Source organism: Mycobacterium sp., assembly GCF_049585075.1.
Lineage (GTDB): Bacteria > Actinomycetota > Actinomycetes > Mycobacteriales > Mycobacteriaceae > Mycobacterium.
On sequence record NZ_JBAUZA010000175.1, the window covers coordinates 1 to 21,210 of the forward strand.

General features: G+C 64.8%; 20 protein-coding genes. 11 read left to right on the forward strand and 9 right to left on the reverse strand.

Annotated features, from left to right (window positions below):
* Together WB785_RS08025 and WB785_RS08030 are read right to left on the reverse strand one after the other, a co-directional pair.
* Positions 1 to 645: glycoside hydrolase (locus WB785_RS08025; protein WP_424078320.1), on the reverse strand; the 645-nt coding region annotated here is incomplete at its 3' end.
* Complete coding sequence (locus WB785_RS08030; RefSeq protein WP_424078321.1) at positions 602 to 1,018, reverse strand: hypothetical protein; 417 nt, start codon at positions 1,016 to 1,018, stop codon at positions 602 to 604. The genes WB785_RS08025 and WB785_RS08030, both read right to left, overlap by 44 nt.
* Positions 1,019 to 1,168: 150 nt before the next feature.
* Between WB785_RS08030 and WB785_RS08035 the strand changes: the two genes are divergently transcribed.
* Entirely contained in the window at positions 1,169 to 2,005 is an 837-nt protein-coding gene (locus tag WB785_RS08035) for a mycofactocin-coupled SDR family oxidoreductase (protein ID WP_424078322.1), read from the forward strand.
* Positions 2,006 to 2,016: 11 nt separating this feature from the next.
* Positions 2,017 to 3,219, forward strand: a complete 1,203-nt coding sequence (locus WB785_RS08040) for a cytochrome P450 (protein WP_424078324.1) — start codon at positions 2,017 to 2,019, stop codon at positions 3,217 to 3,219.
* Here WB785_RS08040 and WB785_RS08045 read toward each other — a convergent pair.
* Positions 3,216 to 3,842 (reverse strand): TetR/AcrR family transcriptional regulator, encoded by a 627-nt coding sequence (locus WB785_RS08045; protein WP_424078325.1) that lies wholly within the window; start codon positions 3,840 to 3,842, stop codon positions 3,216 to 3,218. The genes WB785_RS08040 and WB785_RS08045 overlap by 4 nt on opposite strands.
* Positions 3,843 to 3,986: 144 nt before the next feature.
* Between WB785_RS08045 and WB785_RS08050 the strand changes: the two genes are divergently transcribed.
* From WB785_RS08050 to WB785_RS08065, 4 genes are all read left to right on the forward strand, one after another.
* Positions 3,987 to 5,729 (forward strand): acyl-CoA dehydrogenase family protein, encoded by a 1,743-nt coding sequence (locus WB785_RS08050; RefSeq protein ID WP_424078326.1) that lies wholly within the window; start codon positions 3,987 to 3,989, stop codon positions 5,727 to 5,729.
* 75 nt (positions 5,730 to 5,804) lie between these two features.
* On the forward strand, positions 5,805 to 6,707 hold the full coding sequence (locus WB785_RS08055; RefSeq protein WP_424078328.1) for an NAD-dependent epimerase/dehydratase family protein: 903 nt from the start codon (positions 5,805 to 5,807) through the stop codon (positions 6,705 to 6,707).
* A 211-nt stretch (positions 6,708 to 6,918) separates the two neighbouring features.
* Positions 6,919 to 8,016 (forward strand): ferredoxin reductase, encoded by a 1,098-nt coding sequence (locus tag WB785_RS08060; RefSeq protein ID WP_424078329.1) that lies wholly within the window; start codon positions 6,919 to 6,921, stop codon positions 8,014 to 8,016.
* Positions 8,017 to 8,032: 16 nt separating this feature from the next.
* The gene (locus WB785_RS08065; RefSeq protein ID WP_424078331.1) at positions 8,033 to 9,442 is read left to right on the forward strand and encodes a fatty acid desaturase family protein; all 1,410 of its coding nucleotides are present in this window, start codon (positions 8,033 to 8,035) and stop codon (positions 9,440 to 9,442) included.
* Between the two features lie 19 nt (positions 9,443 to 9,461).
* Here WB785_RS08065 and aceA read toward each other — a convergent pair whose 3' ends face one another.
* Positions 9,462 to 11,768 carry an isocitrate lyase ICL2 gene (aceA, locus tag WB785_RS08070; protein ID WP_424078333.1) on the reverse strand — a complete coding sequence of 769 codons (2,307 nt, stop codon included), beginning with the start codon at positions 11,766 to 11,768 and terminating at the stop codon, positions 9,462 to 9,464.
* A gap of 285 nt (positions 11,769 to 12,053) precedes the next feature.
* Between aceA and WB785_RS08075 the strand changes: the two genes are divergently transcribed.
* Complete coding sequence (locus WB785_RS08075; RefSeq protein ID WP_424078336.1) at positions 12,054 to 13,010, forward strand: alpha/beta fold hydrolase; 957 nt, start codon at positions 12,054 to 12,056, stop codon at positions 13,008 to 13,010.
* Here WB785_RS08075 and WB785_RS08080 read toward each other — a convergent pair.
* Positions 13,005 to 14,351, reverse strand: a complete 1,347-nt coding sequence (locus WB785_RS08080; protein ID WP_424078338.1) for a flavin monoamine oxidase family protein — start codon at positions 14,349 to 14,351, stop codon at positions 13,005 to 13,007. The two genes, WB785_RS08075 and WB785_RS08080, sit on opposite strands and share 6 nt — an antisense overlap.
* A gap of 44 nt (positions 14,352 to 14,395) precedes the next feature.
* Between WB785_RS08080 and WB785_RS08085 the strand changes: the two genes are divergently transcribed.
* Entirely contained in the window at positions 14,396 to 15,382 is a 987-nt protein-coding gene (locus WB785_RS08085; RefSeq protein ID WP_424078339.1) for a TIGR03617 family F420-dependent LLM class oxidoreductase, read from the forward strand.
* Here WB785_RS08085 and WB785_RS08090 read toward each other — a convergent pair.
* Positions 15,379 to 16,503, reverse strand: coding sequence for a hypothetical protein (locus WB785_RS08090; protein WP_424078341.1), 1,125 nt, complete (start codon positions 16,501 to 16,503; stop codon positions 15,379 to 15,381). The two genes, WB785_RS08085 and WB785_RS08090, sit on opposite strands and share 4 nt — an antisense overlap.
* Positions 16,503 to 17,639, reverse strand: a complete 1,137-nt coding sequence (locus tag WB785_RS08095; RefSeq protein ID WP_424078342.1) for a phosphotransferase family protein — start codon at positions 17,637 to 17,639, stop codon at positions 16,503 to 16,505. Before WB785_RS08095 ends, WB785_RS08090 begins: the two co-directional genes overlap by 1 nt.
* A gap of 44 nt (positions 17,640 to 17,683) precedes the next feature.
* On the opposite strand from WB785_RS08095, the gene WB785_RS08100 reads away from it, so the two are divergent.
* From WB785_RS08100 to WB785_RS08110, 3 genes are all read left to right on the forward strand, one after another.
* Positions 17,684 to 18,304: a TetR/AcrR family transcriptional regulator gene (locus WB785_RS08100; protein ID WP_424078343.1), complete on the forward strand. Its 621-nt coding sequence runs from the start codon at positions 17,684 to 17,686 to the stop codon at positions 18,302 to 18,304.
* On the forward strand, positions 18,301 to 19,173 hold the full coding sequence (locus WB785_RS08105; protein ID WP_424078344.1) for an SDR family NAD(P)-dependent oxidoreductase: 873 nt from the start codon (positions 18,301 to 18,303) through the stop codon (positions 19,171 to 19,173). The genes WB785_RS08100 and WB785_RS08105 overlap by 4 nt, the downstream gene beginning before the upstream one ends.
* 69 nt (positions 19,174 to 19,242) lie before the next feature.
* Positions 19,243 to 19,578, forward strand: coding sequence for a VOC family protein (locus tag WB785_RS08110; protein ID WP_424078346.1), 336 nt, complete (start codon positions 19,243 to 19,245; stop codon positions 19,576 to 19,578).
* 171 nt (positions 19,579 to 19,749) lie between these two features.
* On the opposite strand, the gene WB785_RS08115 is transcribed toward WB785_RS08110, so the two are convergent.
* Positions 19,750 to 20,235, reverse strand: a complete 486-nt coding sequence (locus WB785_RS08115; protein WP_424078347.1) for a polyketide cyclase — start codon at positions 20,233 to 20,235, stop codon at positions 19,750 to 19,752.
* 38 nt (positions 20,236 to 20,273) lie between these two features.
* Positions 20,274 to 21,210 (reverse strand): DUF222 domain-containing protein (locus tag WB785_RS08120; protein WP_424078348.1); only part of this gene is annotated, 937 nt, incomplete at its 5' end.

The following is a 21,210-nucleotide window of genomic DNA, read 5'->3' on the forward strand; positions in this document are numbered from 1 at the left end:
CGGCGCGCCGATGCCGGGGTAGAACTTCTGCCTCCAGATCACGTGCAGTACGCCCCAGCGTTTCGCATTCGCCAGGGCGTATCCGGCGATCTGGTTGCCGAGCTCGATGCCTTCGGGCGAGTGGAAGTTCGGGATCATCACGTCGATGGCCAACCCGTTGGGGTGCCACCGCAAGGGATCCTGCCGATACCCACCGATCGTGGTGATCTGCGGGAACAACACGCTGATCGCACGGGCAGCCCAAATGGTCTTGACCTGCAACCCGTTCTCCGGCGCGATCCCGGCAGGCAACACGAACTGGAATTGCTGGGCAGCCACCGGTGCGTCTGCCGTCAACGAGTGCACCTCCGCGGCAGTGGCGATACGCGGCGCGTCGGGCGGGGCAGGTTTGGCGGTTGTCGGCGCTGCGGCCGGCGACGCCGCCACTGGTTTCGCCGGCGGGGTTTTCACACAGCACCGAGGCTCGGTGTGTTGGGCGTAGAGCATGGCCCCGGAGACGGCCAGCGTGGCCGCGAACGCCAACCAGCGCCCGCGACCCTTGGCTAACGACTCTGCGCTCACGGACAGCACCTTACTGCCGTGTTCGGCGCGGTGTGGCAAATCAGTAGACGACCGGGGAGTAGGAGGCCGAGTTGCCGGTGCCATTGCAGGTCACGTTGACGCTGTAGGTGCCGCCGAGCTGCTGGAAAATGATGGTCACCGGGGCCGACGGGCTGGGCCCATTCACGGTGGTGTCCCAGTCGTAGGGAAGCGCTGGCGTATTCATCACACCCACCGAGTGGTAGTGGCAGACCTCCGTTGCCCCCATCGGATTGTGCGCATCGACAATGGTCGCGTATATCGCCAGCCCGCCTCCGCCGTAGATAACCTCAAGGCTGCCATCCGGATTCGCGAAATAGGCCGGGTTGGTTACGGCCTGAGCGCGATCAGCCTCCGCAAGCAGCATCGTCGCCAGCGCGGTAACGGCGGCCGCGAGGATCGCCGAAGCCCGCAATTTCTTCGTGCGGATGATGTTCATCCATCGAGGATAGGACGCAGAGCTGGTCTAAGTATTGGATTCGCCGGCCTCCGCAGGCTCTTGACTCCCTCAGCACGGTGCGCTAAACATGGCGTGCGTGATAAATTTGGGCGATCGCCCAAATACTCGGAATCAGGAATCGGGGCTGGCATGGCGGGCCGGATGGACGGCAAGGTCGCATTCGTGACCGGCGCTGCGCGCGGGCAGGGCAGAAGTCACGCCGTCCGATTGGCGCAAGAGGGCGCAGACATCATCGCCGTCGACATCTGCCAGAAGTTCGAGGCTTCACCCGCAGATGGCGCCACGCCGGAAGACCTCGACGAGACGGCGGGCATGGTCAAGAATGCCGGCGGTCGCGTCGTGACGGCCGAAGTGGACGTTCGCGATTACGACGCGCTGCGCGCCGCCGTCGACGGCGGGGTCGAACAACTGGGCCGGCTAGATGTCATCATCGCCAACGCCGGAATCGGTACGACGGCGGGAAAGCTGCACAAGACCGACGAGGCGCTGTGGCAGGAGATGATCGACGTCAACCTCAGCGGCGTGTGGAAGACGGTGAAGGCCGGCGTCCCGCACGTGCTGGCCGGCGGTCGTGGCGGTTCGATCATCCTGACGTCCTCGGTAGCGGGTAACAAGGCCTACCCGCACACGGGCCACTATGTTGCGGCCAAGCACGGCGTGATCGGCCTGATGCGTTCGTTCGCAGTCGAACTGGGCCAGCGCATGATCAGGGTCAACGCTGTCCTTCCAACGCACGTCAATACACCGTTGCTGATGAACGAGGCCACCTACCGCGCGTTCCGGCCCGAGTTGGAGAACCCGGGCCCGGATGACCTTGCGCCGGTGTGCCAAAGCTTCCACTACCTGCCCATCCCCTGGGTGACGGCAGAAGACATCAGCAACGCGGTGTTGTTCTTGGCCTCCGACGAGGCGCGTTACATCACCGGGGTGGCACTGCCGATCGACGCCGGCAGCTGCCTGAAGTAAGGAAGCAATCGATGACTCTCACCAATGACACGGACGTTTACTACGACCCCTACGACGTCGGCATCAACACCGACCCGTACCCGACCTACGCGCGGCTGCGCGACGAGGCCCCGCTTTACTACAACGAACAATACGACTTCTGGGCAGTATCAAGGCATTCCGATGTCGAGAAGGCCTTGGCGAACTGGGAGGTCTTCTCCAACCGCCGAAGCGACATCCTCGAATTGGTCAAGTCGAAATTCGACATGCCTCGCGGCGTGATGATGTTTCAGGATCCACCCGAGCACACGATGCTGCGCGGGCTGATGTCACGGGTGTTCACGCCGCGCCGGATGGCCGCCATTGAAGACCAGATCCGACAGTACTGCATCCGGTGCCTGGATCCGCTCGTCGGGTCCGACGGGTTCGACATCATCGCCGAGTTGGCGTCGATGATGCCCATGCGCGTTATCGGTATGCTGCTGGGAATCCCTGAGTCAGAACAGATCTCGGTCCGCGATGCCAACGACGCCAACTTGCGTACCAAGCCCGGCGCGCCGCTCAAAGTGGCGAACGCCGACTCGATTGCCGACGGCCGGATCTACGCCGACTACGTCGAGTGGCGATCGAAGAACCCGTCCGACGATCTGATGACGACACTGCTCAATGTCGAGTTCGACGACGATCAGGGCGTGCATCGCAAGTTGACGCGTAAAGAGGTGCTGCATTACACCCAAGTGGTAGCCGGTGCCGGAAACGAGACGACCGGTCGGCTGATCGGCTGGCTGGCGAAGGTGCTCGCCGAACATCCCGACCAGCGCCGCGAGATCCATCAGGATCGGTCGTTGCTGAACCGTACCGTCGACGAGACACTACGGTTCGAACCCACCGGACCTCACGTCGCCCGTTGGATGGCAAAGGATTTCGAGTGCTACGGCACCACCGTTCCGGCTGGCAGTGCAATGCTGCTGCTATTCGGCGCCGCTAACCGCGACCCCCGCCGCTACACCGATCCGGACACGTACAACATCCACCGCGACAACATCTCGCACATCACCTTCGGCAAAGGCGTGCACTACTGCCTGGGCGCAAACCTTGCGCGCTTGGAGGGCCGCGTCGCTCTGGACGAGATTCTCAACCGCTGGCCAGAATGGGACATCGACTACGACACAGCACAACTCGCGTCGACATCCACCGTCCGCGGCTGGGAGCGGCTGCGGGTGGTGCTGCCTTAACGGGCCGCGTCGGGCGCGCTGCCGCCCCGCCGATTCCGCGGTGTTGGCATCTCGAAGCGGTCGAGGAAGCGGTTGACCAGTGCGACGGCTTCTTGGTGGCCGCTCGCGGCACCGAGGCCCTGCTCGAGAATCAGGGTGCGGCCGATCGCCGCGATGACGACCGCGATGGCGGCCGGCGGAAATTCGTCGGTGTCGATACCGTGTTCGCGGACGATGAAATTCAGCGCAGTGATCTGCTGCTCGCGCCACCGCTCCGACCAGGCCGCGATCTCCGCCTTGATCTCTTTGCGATGGTTCGCCAGTCCCATGAATTCCAATAGCAGTCGGGTGTCTTTGGGTTCGGTAAGGATCGCCCAAAACGCGTGCAATGGACGGTCAGATGCCAGCGCATCCTGTTGGCGCTCCAAATAGATTGCGGCGCCGCGGCGGAAGACAGCCAGATACAACTCATCCATCGTGGGGAAGTAGTAATGCACCAATGCCGGTTTCACACCGGCGGCGGCCGCGACCCGACGCGACGTGGCCGCCGCGTAGCCCTCTTCAACCATGATCTGACTGGTCGAAGCGACCAGCAAGTCGCGGGTCGTCGAGTCCCGGGCCTTCGGTCGCGGCGAGGCCGTCACACTGTGGTCCTATCGCATGGAAAATTATTTGGGCGATCGCCCAGTTGCGCAGGCCCATGGTCGCACTTCCGGGTCGCGGGGGTCAAGGCTCGGCGCGAACACAACGCCTCCACGCATGGCTAGCGCTAGATTCGACTCGCACCGATGAAAGGGCAAGCCATGGGACTGCTGTTCGATCCGAATGCTTACGACCCGCTACATTTCGACGCCGAGACACGCCGTCAACTGCGCGCGGTGATCGAGTGGTTCGAAGGACGCGGCAAGGCGAAGCTACTGCGGGACGATCTCGAGGCGACCTGGGTGTCGGACTTCCTCGACTTCATCAAACGAGAACGGATCTTCGCGACCTTCCTCACGCCGTCGGAATACGGCGGCGGCGATGCGAACAAGCGGTGGGACACCTCGCGTAACGCGGCGCTGAGCGAGATCTTCGGGTTCTACGGACTGTCCTACTGGTACGCCGAGCAGGTGACGATCCTGGGCCTCGGCCCGATCTGGCAGAGCGACAACATCAAGGCCAAGGAGCGCGCGGCCACGCAGCTCGAGGCGGGCGGCGTGATGGCATTCGCGCTGTCCGAGCGCGAACACGGCGCCGACATCTACAACACCGACCTGCTGCTGACACCCGCCCGCGACGACGACGAGGGTGTCGTCTTTCGTGCGTCGGGGGAGAAGTACTACATCGGCAACGGGAACGTGGCGGGCATGGTGTCGGTTTTCTCCCGTCGCACCGATGTCGAGGGCGCCGACGGCTACGTGTGGTTCGTCGCCGACAGCGGGCATGAGAACTACCAACTGATCGGCAACGTCGTACACGGCCAGATGTATGTCAGCAACTTCCGGCTCAACGACTATCCGGTGCACGAGGAGGACATTCTGTGCACCGGGCCGGAGGCGTTCTCGGCCGCACTCAACACCGTCAACGTCGGCAAGTTCAACTTGTGCAGCGGCTCGATCGGCATGTGCGAGCACGCTTTCTACGAGGCGATCACGCACGCCAATAACCGCATCCTGTACGGCAATCCAGTCACCGACTTCGCGCACGTGCGGGCCAGCTTCGTCGAGGCATACGCCAGATTGGTCGCGATGAAACTGTTCAGCGACCGAGCGATCGACTACTTCCGCAGCGCCAGTCTCGATGACCGCCGGTACCTGTTGTTCAACCCGGTGACCAAGTCCAAAGTGACCTCCGAGGGCGAGGCGGTTGTCACGCTGCTGTGGGATGTGTTAGCTGCCAAAGGCTTTGAGAAGAACACCTACTTCTGCGAAGTGGCGCGGCTGATCGGCGCCTTGCCGCGGCTAGAAGGCACCGTGCACGTCAACGTCGCGCAGATCCTGAAGTTCATGCCCAACTACATGTTCAACCCGAAGACGTACCCGGAAATCGGCACTCGCAACGACCCAGCCGATGACGTGTTCTTCTGGGCGCAAGGCCCGGCTCGCGGCGCATCCAAGGTGCAATTCGCCGACTGGACAGCGGTCTACGAAAAGCACTCGAAAATTCCGAACGTGGCGCTGTTCTACGAGCAGACCCTGGCGCTCAAAGAGCTACTGGCCACTGCCGCACCGGACGAAGAGCAAATGCGCGACCTCGACTTCCTGCTCGTCATCGGTCACCTGTTCACGCTGGTCGTCTATGGCCAATTGATTCTGGAACAAGCCGGTCTGATCGGGCTCGACGCCGACCTGCTCGACCAGATCTTCAATGTCCAGATCCGCGATTTCTCTCAGCATGCCGTCGCATTGCATGGCAAGCCGAGTTCTACCTCGGCGCAACAAAACTGGGCGATGTCGGCGGTACGCAAGCCAATAGTCGATGCGGATCGCTTCGAGCGGGTCTGGCAGCAGGTCAAAGCCTACGATGGCGCCTACGAGATGCGGCCGTAGCGACCGGGGCCGACCCGCTGCGCCCGGCTCCGCCGCGCTTGCGATCGGCCCGAGCGCCCGGTCTAAGATCAGCGCATGCGCGGCGCGAAGATCCTGATCACCGGCCCAACCGGACAAGTTGCCAGTCCCATTGCCCAGGCTTTGGCGGCCGACAACGAAGTGTGGGGCATCGCCCGGTTCACCGACACGGCGGGTCGTGAAGCCCTGGAGAAGTTTGGGGTGCGGTGCGAGACCGTCAACCTGGCCGCCGGAGACTTCAGCGGCCTCCCGTCCGATTTTGAGTACGTCCTGAACTTGGCGGTCGCCAAGAGCGGGAACTGGGAGAAGGATCTCGCGGCCAACGCAGAGTCGGCAGGGCTGCTGATGGCCCACTGCCGCAACGCAAAAGCGTTTTTGCATTGCTCGTCGGGCGCCGTCTACGACCCGCCGGATGACGAACCGCGAACCGAGCATGCCGCCCTGGGCGACAACCACAAGCCTTTGTTTCCAACCTATTCCATCTCCAAGATCGCGGGCGAGGTCGTTGTCAGGACGATGGCCCGCACGCTCGGCGTGCCTACTACCATCGCCCGGCTCAACGTTCCCTACGGCGACAACGGCGGATGGCCGTTCTACCACATGGAGATGGTGCTCGCCGGCATTCCGATTCCGGTCCCGGCCGGCGGGCCCGCTCGCTACAACCCGATCCACGAAGACGACATCATTGCGACCATCCCGAAACTGCTTGGGGTGGCGTCGATCCCGGCGACCACACTTAACTGGTGCGGCGAGCAGACAGTCAGCCTGCAGGAGTGGTGCGAATACCTCGGCTCGCTGGTCGCCAAGGAACCTGTCTTCGCCGAAAGCGAGCAGGCGCTGCGCGGTAATCCCACCGACACGAGCCTGATGCGCGAGCTCGTCGGGGCCACCACGGTCGACTGGCAAGACGGTATGCGGCGGATGGCGGCCAAGTTCCACCCGGAGTTGGTCGGCTCCTGAAAGTTGCCCAGGACAAACCTGGTCGCTAGATGTTTGCGCTGCGCCGATGTTGGGTATGCGCGACTCTACGATTGTGTAATCGCGCTTCTAGCAAATTGAGCGAACAGTCGTGCACTTTAGGCTGCTAACTAGATCGCTTGTAAAAGGTTGTCTAACAGCAGGTCAGTAGAATTCTCTTGAAGTGAGTGTACAACTGTGTACTATCGCGACTATGGCTGAACGTGGAGCTGAACCGCAGGTCCCGCGCGGGCGCCGGTTGTTCTTGCGAGCGGTGCGGCGGTTGTTCAGCCCGCTACAGCCGGACGACTATCTGGAGATGATCAACCCGCTCTGGACCACGAAGGAACTGCGCGGGAAGGTCGAGGGCATCGAGCAACAGGGCTCGGAAGCGGCCAGCGTGCTGATCCGCCCGGGATACGAGTGGCCCGGCCACAAGCCCGGTCAGTATGTGCGCCTGGGCGTGGTCATCGACGGCGTCTACCACTGGCGCGCGTACTCGCTGACGTCGGATCCCCGGCCGAAAGACGGACTGATCAGCGTCACGCCGAAGCGGGTCGACGGCGGCGTCGTGTCGCCGTATCTCGTGCACAAGATTCAGCCGGGAGACCTGGTGCGGCTGGGCGAGATCGAGGGCGTGTTCACGCTGCCCGAGCCTATCCCGGACAAGATGCTGTTCATCAGCGCCGGCAGCGGCATTACGCCCATCATCAGCATGCTGCGCAGCCTCGACAGTCGCGACGAGATGGGCGACGTGGTGGTGATCCATTCCGCACGCACCCGCGAGCAGGTCATGTTCCTCGAGGCGCTCGAGGACCTCGCCGGCCGCCACGACGGGATGCGGCTGGACCTGCGCCTCACCTCCGAAAAGGGGCGGCTGGAACCCGGAGACCTGGACGAGGTCTGCCGAGACTGGCGCAAGCGTGAGGCGTTCTGCTCGGGTCCCGGCGAAATGCTCGATGCCCTGATCGAGCACTGGAAAGAGAACGGTGATTGCGACCGCCTGCACTTCGAGCGCTTCCAACCGAAGATCGGCGGCGACGCCAACGGCGGCGAGGGCGGCACGGTCTGCTTCCTCGACAGCGACAAGGAAGTCGAATGTGACGGCGGCACTTCGATTCTCGACGCCGGGGAGAAGGCCGGCCTGAACCTCGCGTTCGGCTGCCGCATTGGCATCTGCCACACCTGTGTCGGCACGCTGAAGTCGGGCAAGCTGCGAGACCTGCGCTCGGGTGACGTGATCGAGCCGACGGGGCAGGACGTGCGGATCTGCATCAACACCGCCGAAGGCGACGTGGAACTTCAACTGTGATCGAAAGGAGCGGCCGGTGACGACTGCCGTCAAGCGGGCGGGGGAGACTCCACTATCCCGACTCGGGGAACAAGAACTAGAAAAGCTCGCGAAGGAATTCGACGCGATCCACGACGAGGTGTTCGCCGATCTCGGCGACCGCGACCGGCGCTACATCAAGAATGTCATTGCCGCGCAACGGCAGATCGTCGTGGCCGGCCGGGTGCTGCTACTGGCGTCGCGGTCCAAGACGGCGTGGCTGCTGGGCACGGCTTGCCTCTCCATGGCCAAGATTCTGGAGAACATGGAGATCGGCCACAACGTGATGCATGGTCAGTGGGACTGGATGAACGATCCCGACATCCACTCGTCGGTGTGGGACTGGGACACGGCGTCGACCGCCGAGTCGTGGAAGCACTCACACAATTACATCCACCACACGTTCACCAACATCCTCGGCAAGGACAAGGATCTCGGCTACGAGATCATGCGGATCGACCCCAACCAGAAATGGGCTCCGAGGTACCTCGGGCAACCCTTGTACAACTTGCTGCTCACCGTGCTGTTCGAGTGGGGCGTGGCCGTGCACGACATGGACATCGACGCCGTCCGTAAACGCGAGAAGCCCTGGTCGGAGGTGCGCAAGGATCTGAAAGGCATTGGGGTGAAAGCCCGTGCGCAGATCGTCAAGGACTACCTTGGCTGGCCCCTGATCAGCGCCGGCGCGTTCGCGCTCGTCCAGCTGGCGTCGCGCGGCCGACTCGAGCAGCCGGCGGAATCGCGCCTCGCCAGGAGGCTGCGCAAGGTGTCGAACAAGGGCCGTCTCGGCGCCGCGGCATCCTTCCTCGACAAAGCCGCGCCGGGCGTGGAAAGCACCTACCTGCGCACCCTCACCGCCGATGCGGTGGCCAACGTCATCCGCAACATCTGGGCGCACGCCATCATCTTCTGCGGCCACTTCCCCGACCAGACCTACACGTTCACACAGGAAGAGACCGAGAACGAGACCCGCGGCGGATGGTACGTCCGCCAGCTGCTCGGGGCCGCCAACATCGACGGCAGCCCGCTGTTCCACATCATCAGCGGCAATCTCGGCTACCAAGTCGAACATCACCTGTACCCGGACATGCCGAGCAGTCGATACTCGGAGATCGCGCCGCAGGTCAAAGACATCTGCGACCGCTACGAGTTGCCGTATAACTCCGGCAGGTTCGGAAAGCAGTGGTACACGGTGCACCGCAGCATCTTCCGCTTGGCTTTCCCGGGTGGGAAGCCGCGGCCGAAGCCCGGTCCCTACCACAGCAACGTCCATCGGCCCGAGCCCGCTGACCGCCCCAGCGAGGGGACCGAGTCCCGTAACCGGGTTCCGGCCGAACATCCGGCCGCCGGTCCCGAGCACGATTCGAGCGGCGTCGAGGTGCAGCCGCCGCCACGCGGCAAGGACTAAGCAAGCAGCGTCTTCGCAGCTAGTCCTGCTTGGCGATCAGCCGCTTCAGCGCCTCGCGATCGGAGGCCAGCAACTCGTCGATGCGCTCCTGGTTCACGTCGGCCACGATGATCTCGCCGACCTCCTGGTACACATTGCTGAAAATGCCGTGCGACTTCATCTTCTCTGTCTGATAGATGTTGTCCTCGGTCGGCGTCACGTAGTACACGATCTCGGGCTTGAACCTATGGATCAGCCACAGGTGGATGACGTCCATCAGCCTCTTCTTGCGCAGCTTCTCGGCGAACGTGTTCTGGTCACGCACGGTGAGGATGTTGCGTCCGTGCCGGTCCTTGATCGGGTCGACGACCGCGTTGGCAAGCGGCTCGTCGCCGTCGGCGTAGATGCCGAGTTCCAGCACGTCGGAGCCGGCACGTCGCGGCCGCAGTTGCACGCGAAGCTTTTCCGGAATCTGGTAGTGCTCGCACCAGAGCGCCAGCCATTCCTCCAGCAGTTTCTTGGGCACCTCGGTCTGCACCAGGTGCTGGTGCTGCGTGGAGCCCTCGCCCATGGCCTTGGTGGTCGCGGTGCGACCGGAGGAGGCGGCCAGCGCCGCATCGCTGCGCGGCCCACCGACCAGGGTTTGCGGTGTGCGGTATGGCGACTCGACAAGGCGCATCTTGCGCTGCAAACGCGCCAGCGCGAGCATGCCGTCCTGGCGCAGCGAAGTAGCGAACTCCTCGGCAGCGACGCCGTCGATCTGGTGTCCGCCGTAGGTGATGAAGTTGAAGACGAAGCCCATCTTGCCGAGTTCCTCGGGGAACGCCCGCATTTCATCATCGGTCATGCCGGTGGTGTCCCAGTTGAACGACGGTGAGAGGTTGTAGGCCAGCATCTGGTCGGGGAACTCGGCGTGGATCGCGTCGGCGAATTCGCGGGCATCGACCAGATCCGCGGTCTTGGTCTCCATCCACAGAATGTCGGCGAATGGCGCTGCGGCAAGCGATTTGGCGATCGCATACGGGATACCGCCGCGGATCTGGTAATAGCCTTCCGGCGTCTTGGCCCGCTCGCAGTCCCATCCCGGATCGGCGCCGAGCTCGCGCGCCTTTTCGCGGGCGGTGTAGAGCGGTGCGCGCTGGGCGAACTCACGCCATTCGGCGATGCTCATATCGCGTTGTTCGCCTTCGCTTTCGGCGAATTCAAGCAAGTCCACAACGGCTTCGCCGTAGGTCATCAGCCCGGCGTCGTCCTGCCAGGCGTCGACGAACTTCGACTCGACCTCGTCGAAGATGGCGTCGATCGACTCCTGCGCGTGGTCCGGGGCGGTGGCCGCCTTGGCGATCAAGTCGACGATGCCTTGACGCTCCAACCAGGCGTCGGCGGTGGCGTATTCGCCGTCGGGGAGGGCGTAGAGCAGATGCCCGTTGAGCTCCTTGAACCCCGCGTTGTAGAACTGCCGCACCATCGCCAGGAAACAGGATTTGTACGACGGGATTTTCAGGTTCGTCGTACCGAGCAGGAACGGCTGGTCGCGCTCGTCGGCGCGGCTGTCCAACAGGTTGGCCGCCTCGGCATCGGTACGCGCGACGATGATGCCGGGCACTCGCATGATGTCGAGCTGGAAGCGCGCGGTGTTGAGCCGTTTGATCTGTTCATCGGACGGCACCAAAACCTTGCCGCCCTGATGCCCACACTTTTTGGTGCCCGGCCGCTGGTCCTCGATGTGGTACCCCGGCACGCCGGCCTCGACGAAACGTTTGATCAGGTTGCGCACATGCGGATCGCCGCCGTGACCGGTGTCGGCGTCGGCGATGATGAACGGCCGGTAGTCGACCGCCGGTGTTCTTTCCCGTTGCTCGTCGGTCATCCGCAGCCGCAGGTATTGCTGGTTGCGGTCGGCGGTTAGCAGGGCGCGGACCAGGCCGGCGGCCTCGTCGGGCACTTGGCTCAGCGGATAGCTGGCCAAGTCGGGTCCCGGGTCTTCGGAAATCGAGCCCTTGGCGGAGGTCGCCCACCCACCGAGGTAGATGCCCTCGATGCCCATCCGCTTCATGCTTGCTGCCTGCCCGGGCGAGTACGGACCGAAGGTGGTGATGCTCTTGCGCTGGGCGAACAGCTCGCGCAAGCGCGGGTAGAAGGCCTCCGCCGCCTCTCGCGCCACGGTGTAGTCGGTGGGGATAGTGCCGCGCTGCTCTACAACTTGGCGTGCGGAGTAGAGACGAGTGATTCCTTCGAATCGGGGGCTGTCGAAGTATCGCTGGGTAGCGGCTATATCTCTCTCGAAATCACTGTGAAAGTCGTCCGCGACTGGTGTGTGGGCCTCGGTGTCCGCGTCAATGGCCATGATCGTTTCGCTCCTCTTCCAGCCCGATTCCCCCGATGGGGAGAGTCTATGGGCTGCTGTGCGGCATGAAGTTTCAATTCGGGATCTCGTAAGGCTGCCGTCTGCAGCACCACAACCGCATCGAGGATGCCGCCATCCGGGCGCGGCTAAACCCCAGGTCGCGGACGAGCTTCAGGCTCCGCGGCGCAAATAATTAGCGCCGGCAACATTTTGGCCCGTTTCGGGTATTCGACTCGGATACACTTCCGCCACGCGGCGACGGTGCCGCATCCGAGGGGAGCTGCGATGAGTTCTCGACGATCGGCCCGCACGCTGGGCTCCTTACCCTCGGTGTTGCCGCCGAGCCGCACTATCCCCGTCCGCGCCCCGGATGGCACCCGCCTGCACACCGAGGTATTCGGGCCCGAGAACGGCTATCCGATCGTGCTTTCGCACGGCATCACCTGTGCCATCCGGGTTTGGGCCTACCAGATCGCCGAGCTGGCCACCGACCACCGGGTGATCGCGTTCGACCATCGCGGTCATGGCCGCAGCGGCATCCCCCGACGCAGCGGATACACCCTTGCGCACCTTGCTTCGGACGTCGATGCGGTGCTCGATGCCACGCTCGCACCGGGCGAGCGTGCCGTCATCGCAGGACATTCGATGGGCGGCATGGCCATCGCCGCCTGGTCGGACCGGTACCGCCATAAGGTCGAGGAGCGCGCCGACGCCGTCGCACTGATCAACACCACCACCGGTGATCTGCTGCGCGAGGTGAAGTTGTTGCCGTTTCCCGCGCCATTCGCCCCGGTCCGCGTTCTCGGTGGACGCGCGCTGGTCAACATTTTCGGTTCGTTCGACGTGCCGCCCGCGATACGGCGCGCCACCCGCGAAATGATCTCAATGTTGGCGGTCGGCGTCGACGCCGAGCCCGAGGTCGGCGCGCTGATCTACGACCTGTTCAACGCCACATCGCCGTTGGGACGCGGCGGCTGCGGCAAAGCGCTGGTTGACGCGCTGCAGCGCCGGCACATCAACCTCACCGGCCTGACGGTACCGACGCTGGTCATCGGCAGCGAACGTGACCGGCTGACGCCGCTGGTGCAATCCCGGCGGATCGCCGAGGCCGCACCCAACCTGGTTGACCTCGTCGTGCTGCCCGGTGGGCACTGCTCGATGCTGGAACGCCCCGTCGAGGTCAATCGGGAGCTGCGCGCGCTCGTCGACTCGTTCACCGGCAGCCGGCGCATCAGCTCATAGGCGCTCAGCCACCTCGGCGGCTGCTCGCTGCCCAGAGCGCACCGCCCCATCCAGGAAACCGGTCCACTCGTCGGCGGTCTCGGTGCCGGCCCAATGAATCGGTCCGGCCGGGCGGCGTAGCCAGGGTCCGTAATTCGTCCACGAGCCCGGCGGCACCGCAGCAGTCGGACCACCGGGCGCGAATTCCTCTGCGCCCCAACGATGGTCGACGTAGTCGAGCGGCTTGAGCGCTTCGTCGCCGAACAGCGCTGCGAAGCATTCCAGCGCGCGCTGCCGACGCTGATCGGCCGGTAACTCGTCGAAGGTGCGCGCGTCGACGAACCCCAGCAGGATGCCCGGTCCGTCCGGCTGCGGGCTGACGTCGAAGGTGATGAACACCGGGCCCTGGTCGGACAGCGCTTCACCGGAAGCCCCGTTGCCGCGCCAGAACGGGGTGGCGTAGGCGGCATACGCTTTGGACAGCCGGCCCTGCGGCCAACGCTCGGCGAGCCGGTCGTATTCGGCAGGCAGCGGGGGAATGAATTCGATGGCCCGCCGATGGGCCGGGGGGATCGCGACAACGACGAATCGCGCGTCGGCGCGGCCCTTCTCGCAGGCGACGCTCACCCCGCTGTCGTGGTAATCGATGCGTCGCACCGCAGCCTCCAAGACCACCCGGTCGCCGAGCTCGGCTGCCGACTTGTCGGCGATCTGTTGCGTGCCGGCCAAGAAACGGTCCTGCTGGGCACCGTTTTCCACGTCCAGCAGACGATCCAGACCACCGGCCGCCCGCACGTACCGGGCGGCGTGCAGCATCGACACGTCGTCGGGCTCGCATCCCCAGGTCACCCGGGCCATGATGGCCAGCAGATCGCGTGAGGTGGCGCTGGCGCGCACCGATCGCAACCACTCGCCCAGCGACTGTCCGTCGAGCCGGGCGGCGCGCCCGGCGGTCCATGGTTCGGTCAGCGGAACAGTCCGGGCGATCCGCTCGAATTGCCAACGCACACGGCCGATGTCGATCAGACCACCCAGCGAGAGGCGCGGAATTGTGCCGCTGTACGAGCGGACCGCACCCCGCCATCGGATCAGGTTGGCGCCCTCATGGTAGGTCGGAACGGTCGGGATGCCGAGCTCATCGGCCAGCGCCCGCACCGCATCCTGGGTCGGGCCGACGAACGTGCCGCCCAGATCAACCGGGATGCCCGCGACCTGACCGGTATGCGAGCGTCCGCCCACCCGGTCGCGTCCTTCGAGCACCAGCACATCGTGTCCAAGTCGCATCAGTTCGCGGGCCGCGGTGAGGCCGGCGAAACCGGCCCCCACCACGACGACATCGGCGGTCCAGGTCGCGTCGGGCATGCCCCTTAGTCAACCCCATGCGCGCTGCGTAGGGTGGGGCCTCGTTGAAAGTCTTCACCGCTTTGTATGGGCTGACCGACGCGGCGGACCGCGCGCGGGAGCTACGCGACGCCGGGGCCAGCGGTGTCGCCAGCTTCGAAGGAGCGCATGACGTCTTCGCGCCGCTGACGTTGGCGGCCACGGTTGGCGGCCTTGACCTGATGACGAATGTTGCTATCGCGTTTCCTCGCAACCCAATTCACCTGGCGCATCAGGCTAACGACCATCAGCTGTTGAGTTCCGGTCGGTTCATTCTCGGCCTGGGCACCCAGATTCGCACTCAAATCGAGAAGCGCTTCGGCGCCCAGTTCGACAAGCCGGTGGCCCGGATGACCGAGTTGATCGCGGCGTTGCGCGCGATCTTCGCAGCGTGGAACTCGGGCGAGCGCTTGGATTTTCGCGGCGACTACTACCGGCACACGCTGATGACGCCGACCTTCAACCCGGGTCCGAATCCCTACGGCCCGCCGCCGATCTACGTCGGCGCGCTTGGGCCGCGGCTGACCCGCGCCGTCGCCGAGCACGCCGACGGGTTGCTGGTGATGCCGTTCAGCTCGAAAAGGTTTCTGCACGAGCACACCATGCCGTCGGTGTGCGAAGGTGTGCGCGCCGGCGGCCGCCAAACCGGCGACCTCGCCGTCCTGCCGGAGATCATCGTGTCGACAGGCGACGACCACGCCGCAGCCCGCCGGCTGTTGGCGTTCTACGGCTCGACCCCGGCATATCGGCCGGTGCTGGCCGCCCACGGCTGGGAGGATCTGCAGCCCGAGCTCAATACCTTGTCCAAGCAGGGCCGCTGGCAGGAGATGGGCGGCCTGATCGCCGACGAGATGCTGCACACCATCGCGGCCTGTGGCAGCCCTGGCGACGTGGCGCGACACATTCGCGACCGCGTCGACGGTGTGGCCGACACCGTTTTCCTGTACCAGCCGGGGCCGATGAACCTCGACACGCTGGCCGCAATCGTCGACGAGCTGGCGCGAAAAGGCTAGGGCGCCACCGTTAACCAGTCGGCGAACCCCGACGGGTCGTGGCGGCCCAGCGCGCCGTGCTCGTAGAGACCCCAACCCTCCGCCGGGTTGCCGTTGCCGTCGCGGCACACCGCCCGGCCGACGTGGTCGATCACGCCGAAGCCGGATCGCGCGACGATCGCGGGGTCAGTCATGTCGTAGGTCAGGCGTTCGACGAACTTCTCGCCCTTCCACATGCCGTGCAGCCAGTCCGAGTCGCCGCCGTAGCCGCCGCCGACGTGGATGGGAACGGGCAGCTTGGACTCCACATCGAAGTGCACCGGTGTGCCGTCGGGCGCGCTCGCGTCGATCGTCGCGCCGGTAGGGATGCGGGTGCCGGGGCAGTAGTGGATCTTGACGCGCGGCCAGCCCAGCTGCTCGACGCGACCGTCGCGCCAGATTCGAGTGCAGTCGTTGAGCGAGCGGAATCCGTTGGGCTCCTCTTGGATGATCAGCACGACGGCGAAGTCGTCGAACGCCATCGGCATGTATAGCCACCACATGCCTTCGAACGGCGGGTCGGCGGGCCGGCCCGCGGGTTCGGGCTCACCGATCGGCCTGATGCCCCAGGACCGGTCGCGGCTGCCGATCCAGGTGGCGGGGTCGACGGTGATCTCTTCGCCGTCGACGACGATGTGTCCACTCCAGCTGCCGAGCTGGGCGAAGCGCTGTGCGTCCAGCGTCACCCGGTTGCCGGAGCGCATCAGGTGCGGCTGCTCCTGGACGACGTCGAACAGGCCCTCCCAGGTGAGATCGGCTGCGACGCCTTCGGTTTCGTCGAGAACGAGACGCAACTTGTGCAGCGGCTCGCTGACCTCGATCCGGTAGCCGTTGACGTTCTGGTTGAGCCGGTCCTGGTCGATGGCATCCGAGAGATGCACCGCGGTCTGGGTATCGCCGCGGCGGATAAGCACGAATGCATCTTTGACCCCGAGATTGGGGTAGTAGCCGATGCCGCTGATCACAAAGATGTTCCCGGTGCGATCGTGGGCGTTGAAGTAAGAGCGGTCGTAGAAGTTTCGGTCCGAGGAACCCGGCCACGCGATCGGTTGGGGGACTTGGTGAACCGGGAACTCGTCGAGCGGGCCTAGCATTTGCGGCATTAGCGCTCCTCTCCGATTAGACGCTTCAGCAGTCCGGCATGGTAGAACAGCGATTCCACATTTTCAGGTTTCTCGGTTTCGCCGAAGTGCACTCGCCGTGCGCCGGTGCGCATGAACACCACTGCCCACATCACCCCGGAGTAGACGTAAAACCAGTGCAGGTCACCGACTTCGACGCCGGTAAGCCGCTGATAGGTGGCGCTGACGTCTTCCTCGCGCATTACCTCGGGCAGGCCCGGCAGTGTCGCCAGGCCCGCAAGCTCCTGAAAGACCATGTGCGCGAAGATCATCCAAGCGACATCGAGCTCGCGTGGGCCCAACGTCACCATCTCCCAGTCCAGCACCGCCACCGGCCGAAAGTCGCGATACAACACGTTGCCCACCCGGGCGTCACCCCACAGCAGCACCGGTTCTCGAGCGTCGACGTCTGACGGCCAGTTGTCCTCCAGCCACTTGAAAGTCTGTTCCAGCAACGGGGATCGCCCGATGTCGGGCACCGCGAAGTCGTACCAAGACCGCACCCAGTTGAAATGCCTGCGCAGCGCGGTGTCGCCCTGTTGGCCTTCGGCTAGAAAACCAAACGTGGTTTCGGCGTTCGGGATTGAATGCAGTGCTGCCAATACGCCGACAGTGGCGTCCTGCAGTTCACGTTGACGCTCGGGAGGCGCGTCGGCGAACCAGTTGCCGCCGAAAGTGTAGGGCATGACGTCGGGCGGCACGTCGCCCTCGACGTAATCCATCAAGAAGAAAGGTGTCCCTAAGACGTCGCCGGTCGGCTCCAGCCAGCGCACCTGCGGAACCGGAACATCGGTCAGTTCGCCGACCGCCCGTATCACGTCGAACTGGTGGTCAAGCCGATACGTCGGGAAGACCTGGACATCATCGGCGGTGGGCGCCACCCGGGCCACCAGCTTCTGTGTCACCGGCTGGCCGTCCTGCTCCCAACGGGCCGTCAAGATGATGGTCTCCGAAGACATGCCGGTCGAGTCGATACCGCTTTCCACGGTGATCTCGGGCGCAGCGCCGCCCGGGAGCACCGTCAACAACCACTGCGACATCACTGCGGGCAGCGTGGAGACGTCGCGGCTGGAGCGCTGGAGTCGGTCGACTTTGTCGAGCACAGGTTCATTGGCCACAGGTGCCTCCTTCATGAGGCAATTACGATACGGTAGGTAGCGTTATGAAAGCAGACCCGCCCTTGGTTGACAAGGCCCCGGGCGCCGGACGGCCCCGTGATCCGCGTATCGACGCTGCCATATTGACGGCGACCGCGGATCTGCTTGTGCAAATCGGCTATTCGAACCTCACGTTGGCCGCGGTTGCCGAACGCGCCGGAACCACCAAGACGGCGTTATATCGCCGGTGGTCGAGCAAGGCCGAATTGGTTCACGAGGCCGCGTTTCCGGTGGCGCCGACGGCGCTGGTGGCTCCGGCAGGCGACATGGCGGCCGATGTGCGGGCGATGATCGCTGCCGCGCGAGACGTGTTCACCACACCGGTGGTGCGCGCAGCGTTGCCCGGGCTGGTCGCCGACATGAGCGCGGACTCCGAGCTCAACGCCCGGGTGATGTCGCGGTTCGCGGATCTGTTCACCGCCGTGCGGGTGCGGCTGAGCGAGGGCGTTGACCGCAGCGAGGTGCATCCCGACGTCGACCCCGACCGGCTGATCGAGTTGATCGGTGGAGCAACGTTGTTGCGGCTGCTGCTGCGTCCGGACGAACAACTCGACGACGCCTGGGTGGATCAGACCGCCGCCATCCTCGTTCACGGTGTTACCCGAGATGTAGGGTCGGGCCGGTGACCGGACGACTGGACGGCAGGGCCGCGATCGTCACCGGCAGCAGTCGTGGATTGGGCCGGGCGATCGCTTTGGCGCTGGCGGCTCAGGGCGCGGCGGTCACGGTGGTGGGGCGCACCGAAAATGTTTGGGACGAACGGCTGCCCGGGACCATCGGCGAGACCGTCGCGGACATCGAATCGGCCGGCGGACGCGCGGTCGCCGTCCGAGCCGACCTGCTCGACCGCGACGATATTGCGCGGCTCGTCGGCGAGGCCCGAGATGCGTTGGGCCCCATCACGATTCTGATTAACAACGCGGCTTTCACTGCGCCCGGCCGTCCGCCGAGGCCGGGCGACGGCACCCGTGCCAAGCCGGCCAGAGCCGCGCCGGTCGCAGCTAAACCCGATTGGCCGCCGCTGCTCGGTACACCGCTGGGCGCCTACCGGCGACACTTTGAGATCTCGGTGTTCGCGGCCTACGAGTTGATCCAGCTGGTCTGCCCCGACATGATCGCCGCGAAAAGCGGCTCGATCGTCAACATCACCTCCGTCGCATCGCGGATGCCGGGGGATGGGCCCTACCCGGACCGCAGCGGCGGCGTGCTGCCCGGCTACGGCGGATCCAAGGCTGCGCTGGAACACTTGACGTGGTGTGCGGCTTACGATCTGCAGGGCCACAGCATCGCGGTCAACGCCCTGTCACCGTCTAAACCGATTATGACGCCGGGACTTTCGTATTACGCACCCGGATTCGACGAGGTGGCGCAGGCTGAGGAATTCGCCCAGGCGGCAGTGGAGTTGGCGCTCGTCGATCCGGAGGTCGTGACCGGGCGGACGATCGGTCATTTGCAGGTGCTCGACTGCAGCTTCAGGTCGTTTGAGCAGCCCTGATCCGGCTTGTCGGACCCCCGGGCCATACTGCGCTCGTTAATCAAATCCTCTTCCGAAGGGATGGCGAGCATGGCCAATCTCGTGAACTATTTCGAAATCGGCACGCCCGACGCCGGCGCCACGAGTGCGTTCTACGGCGGGCTGTTCGGGTGGCAGATCGATCAGTCCGGTGACTATCGCATGATCGACGGCGATAAGGGCGGGCTGTGGGACAGCTCTGCCATCGGCGGCGCGTCGTACGCGATCTTCTACGTCCAGGTCGACGACGTGAAGGCCACCATCGACAAGGCAACCGGACTTGGTGCGAAAGTGGTTGTGCCGTTGACCGACAACGGCCCACTCGAATTCGCTCAGTTGCAAGACCCGCAGGGAAACCGGTTTGGGGTATGGCGGCCCAAGGGGTAAGCGGCTAGACGGGCTTCGTCGCGGTGATCGCGTTGAGGTGCTGCGACGGTAGCCACAGCGAGGCTGGCGGCGCGATCGGCGATTTGGTGATGGAGGCGACGCCGCCAGCCCTCGTCGCAGCTTGCGGCCCGATCGTTGAACTCGGCGACGTCCCGGTACGGCGGCACAGGCTTAATCTGCCGCCGGCCGGGTTTGCTCGGCGAGGCATTTGATGTTGAGCAGCTGCCGGCGAGCCATGATCAGATCACCGACCGACAGTCCGGGGGCCAGCCAACGGCTCATGGCCGTAACGATTTTCATCAACAACCGCGTTGTCTGGCCATCCGGCACCAGGACATACGAGATGCAGGCGCCCATGATTTCGCCGGTGAGCTGCTTGGGCGGCTCGACGGCGAGGATGCGTCCGAAGTGCCGGGTGGCGGCGGTGGTGAACGGCTCGCCGACCACCGGTTCGGGCAAGCCCATCAACTGCTGCGGCGAGCGACGGCCGAGGTTGTCGATCCAGTCGTAGGAGTATGGCGCGATCCTGATCTGACCGACCCACGGCCACAGCGCTTCTGATGTGGCGTGGACCGAAACTCCGCGCCATGCCTGCAGAGTCGGCGTCGCGACGAAGTCGTCGCATGGGTAGTGTCGGGCGACGTCGTCGTCCGTCACGTTCCAACGATCGCCGATCACAGGCTTCACGCTAGCCGTTATCCGGCTCTCTCCTCGTCTTCGGGTGGGTCGGGGTCTCCGCGGAGGAGTTCGTCGGGGTGGTGGGCGTGGTTGATTTCGGGTGGGCCGGTGCCGTCGGTCCATCCGAGTCGTCCGCTCTTGGTGACTTCGGTGCGCAGTTCGCCGCGGGTTGCCATGCCGTGGTCTCCGCCGCAGCCGAAGAACAGCTTGTCGGCGTCGGTGCGGCCGCCGCGGGCCCACTCATCTGAATGGTGGACTTCGCAGCGATAACCCGGTTCCAGGCAGTTGGGGCGGGTGCAGCCACGGTCGCGGGCGTAGCAGATCAGCCTCTGATCGGCGGTGGCGACGCGTTTTTGCCGGCCCAGATACAGCGGCCGTTCGGTGTGGTCGTCGAACACCGCAAGGTAGTGAATGGTGTTGGCGGCCATGCTAATAAGATCCCGCATCGGCAGTCTCGAGCCGCCGCCGGTTCGCGCTGGCGCCGGCATCGGGATCGACGAATCAACGGCGGCTTGAGCGGCCTGCTCGAGTTCGGCCAGCGTGGTGGTGGCGACCACGGTGACCGGGTGGCCGCGGTGCACCCCGAGCCCACCGGAGGCGATCGCGGTTTGCAGGCCGAGCTTGAACGCGTCATGGCAGCGTTGGGCGGGTGTGCGGTCATCGCGCGCCTCGGGCTCTTCGCCTTTACCATCGGGAAGGTGGCGACCGGGGCGCACCGCGGCCTCGATGGCCTCGAAGTACGCGCGGGCCTCAGGATCGAGCAACCCGGACAGCCGCGACATGCCGTCGGGCCCCTGCGCGCCGAGGTGCAGTCCGCGACGTCGTGCCCGGTCCTCGTCGCTGAACAGGCCGTCGGGATTGAGGTAGTCAGCGATCCGTTGACCCAGTTTGGTCACGATGCCGGCGTCGACTTTGGTGGCATGCTCGACCAACTTGTGTTCGGCCACTGCAACA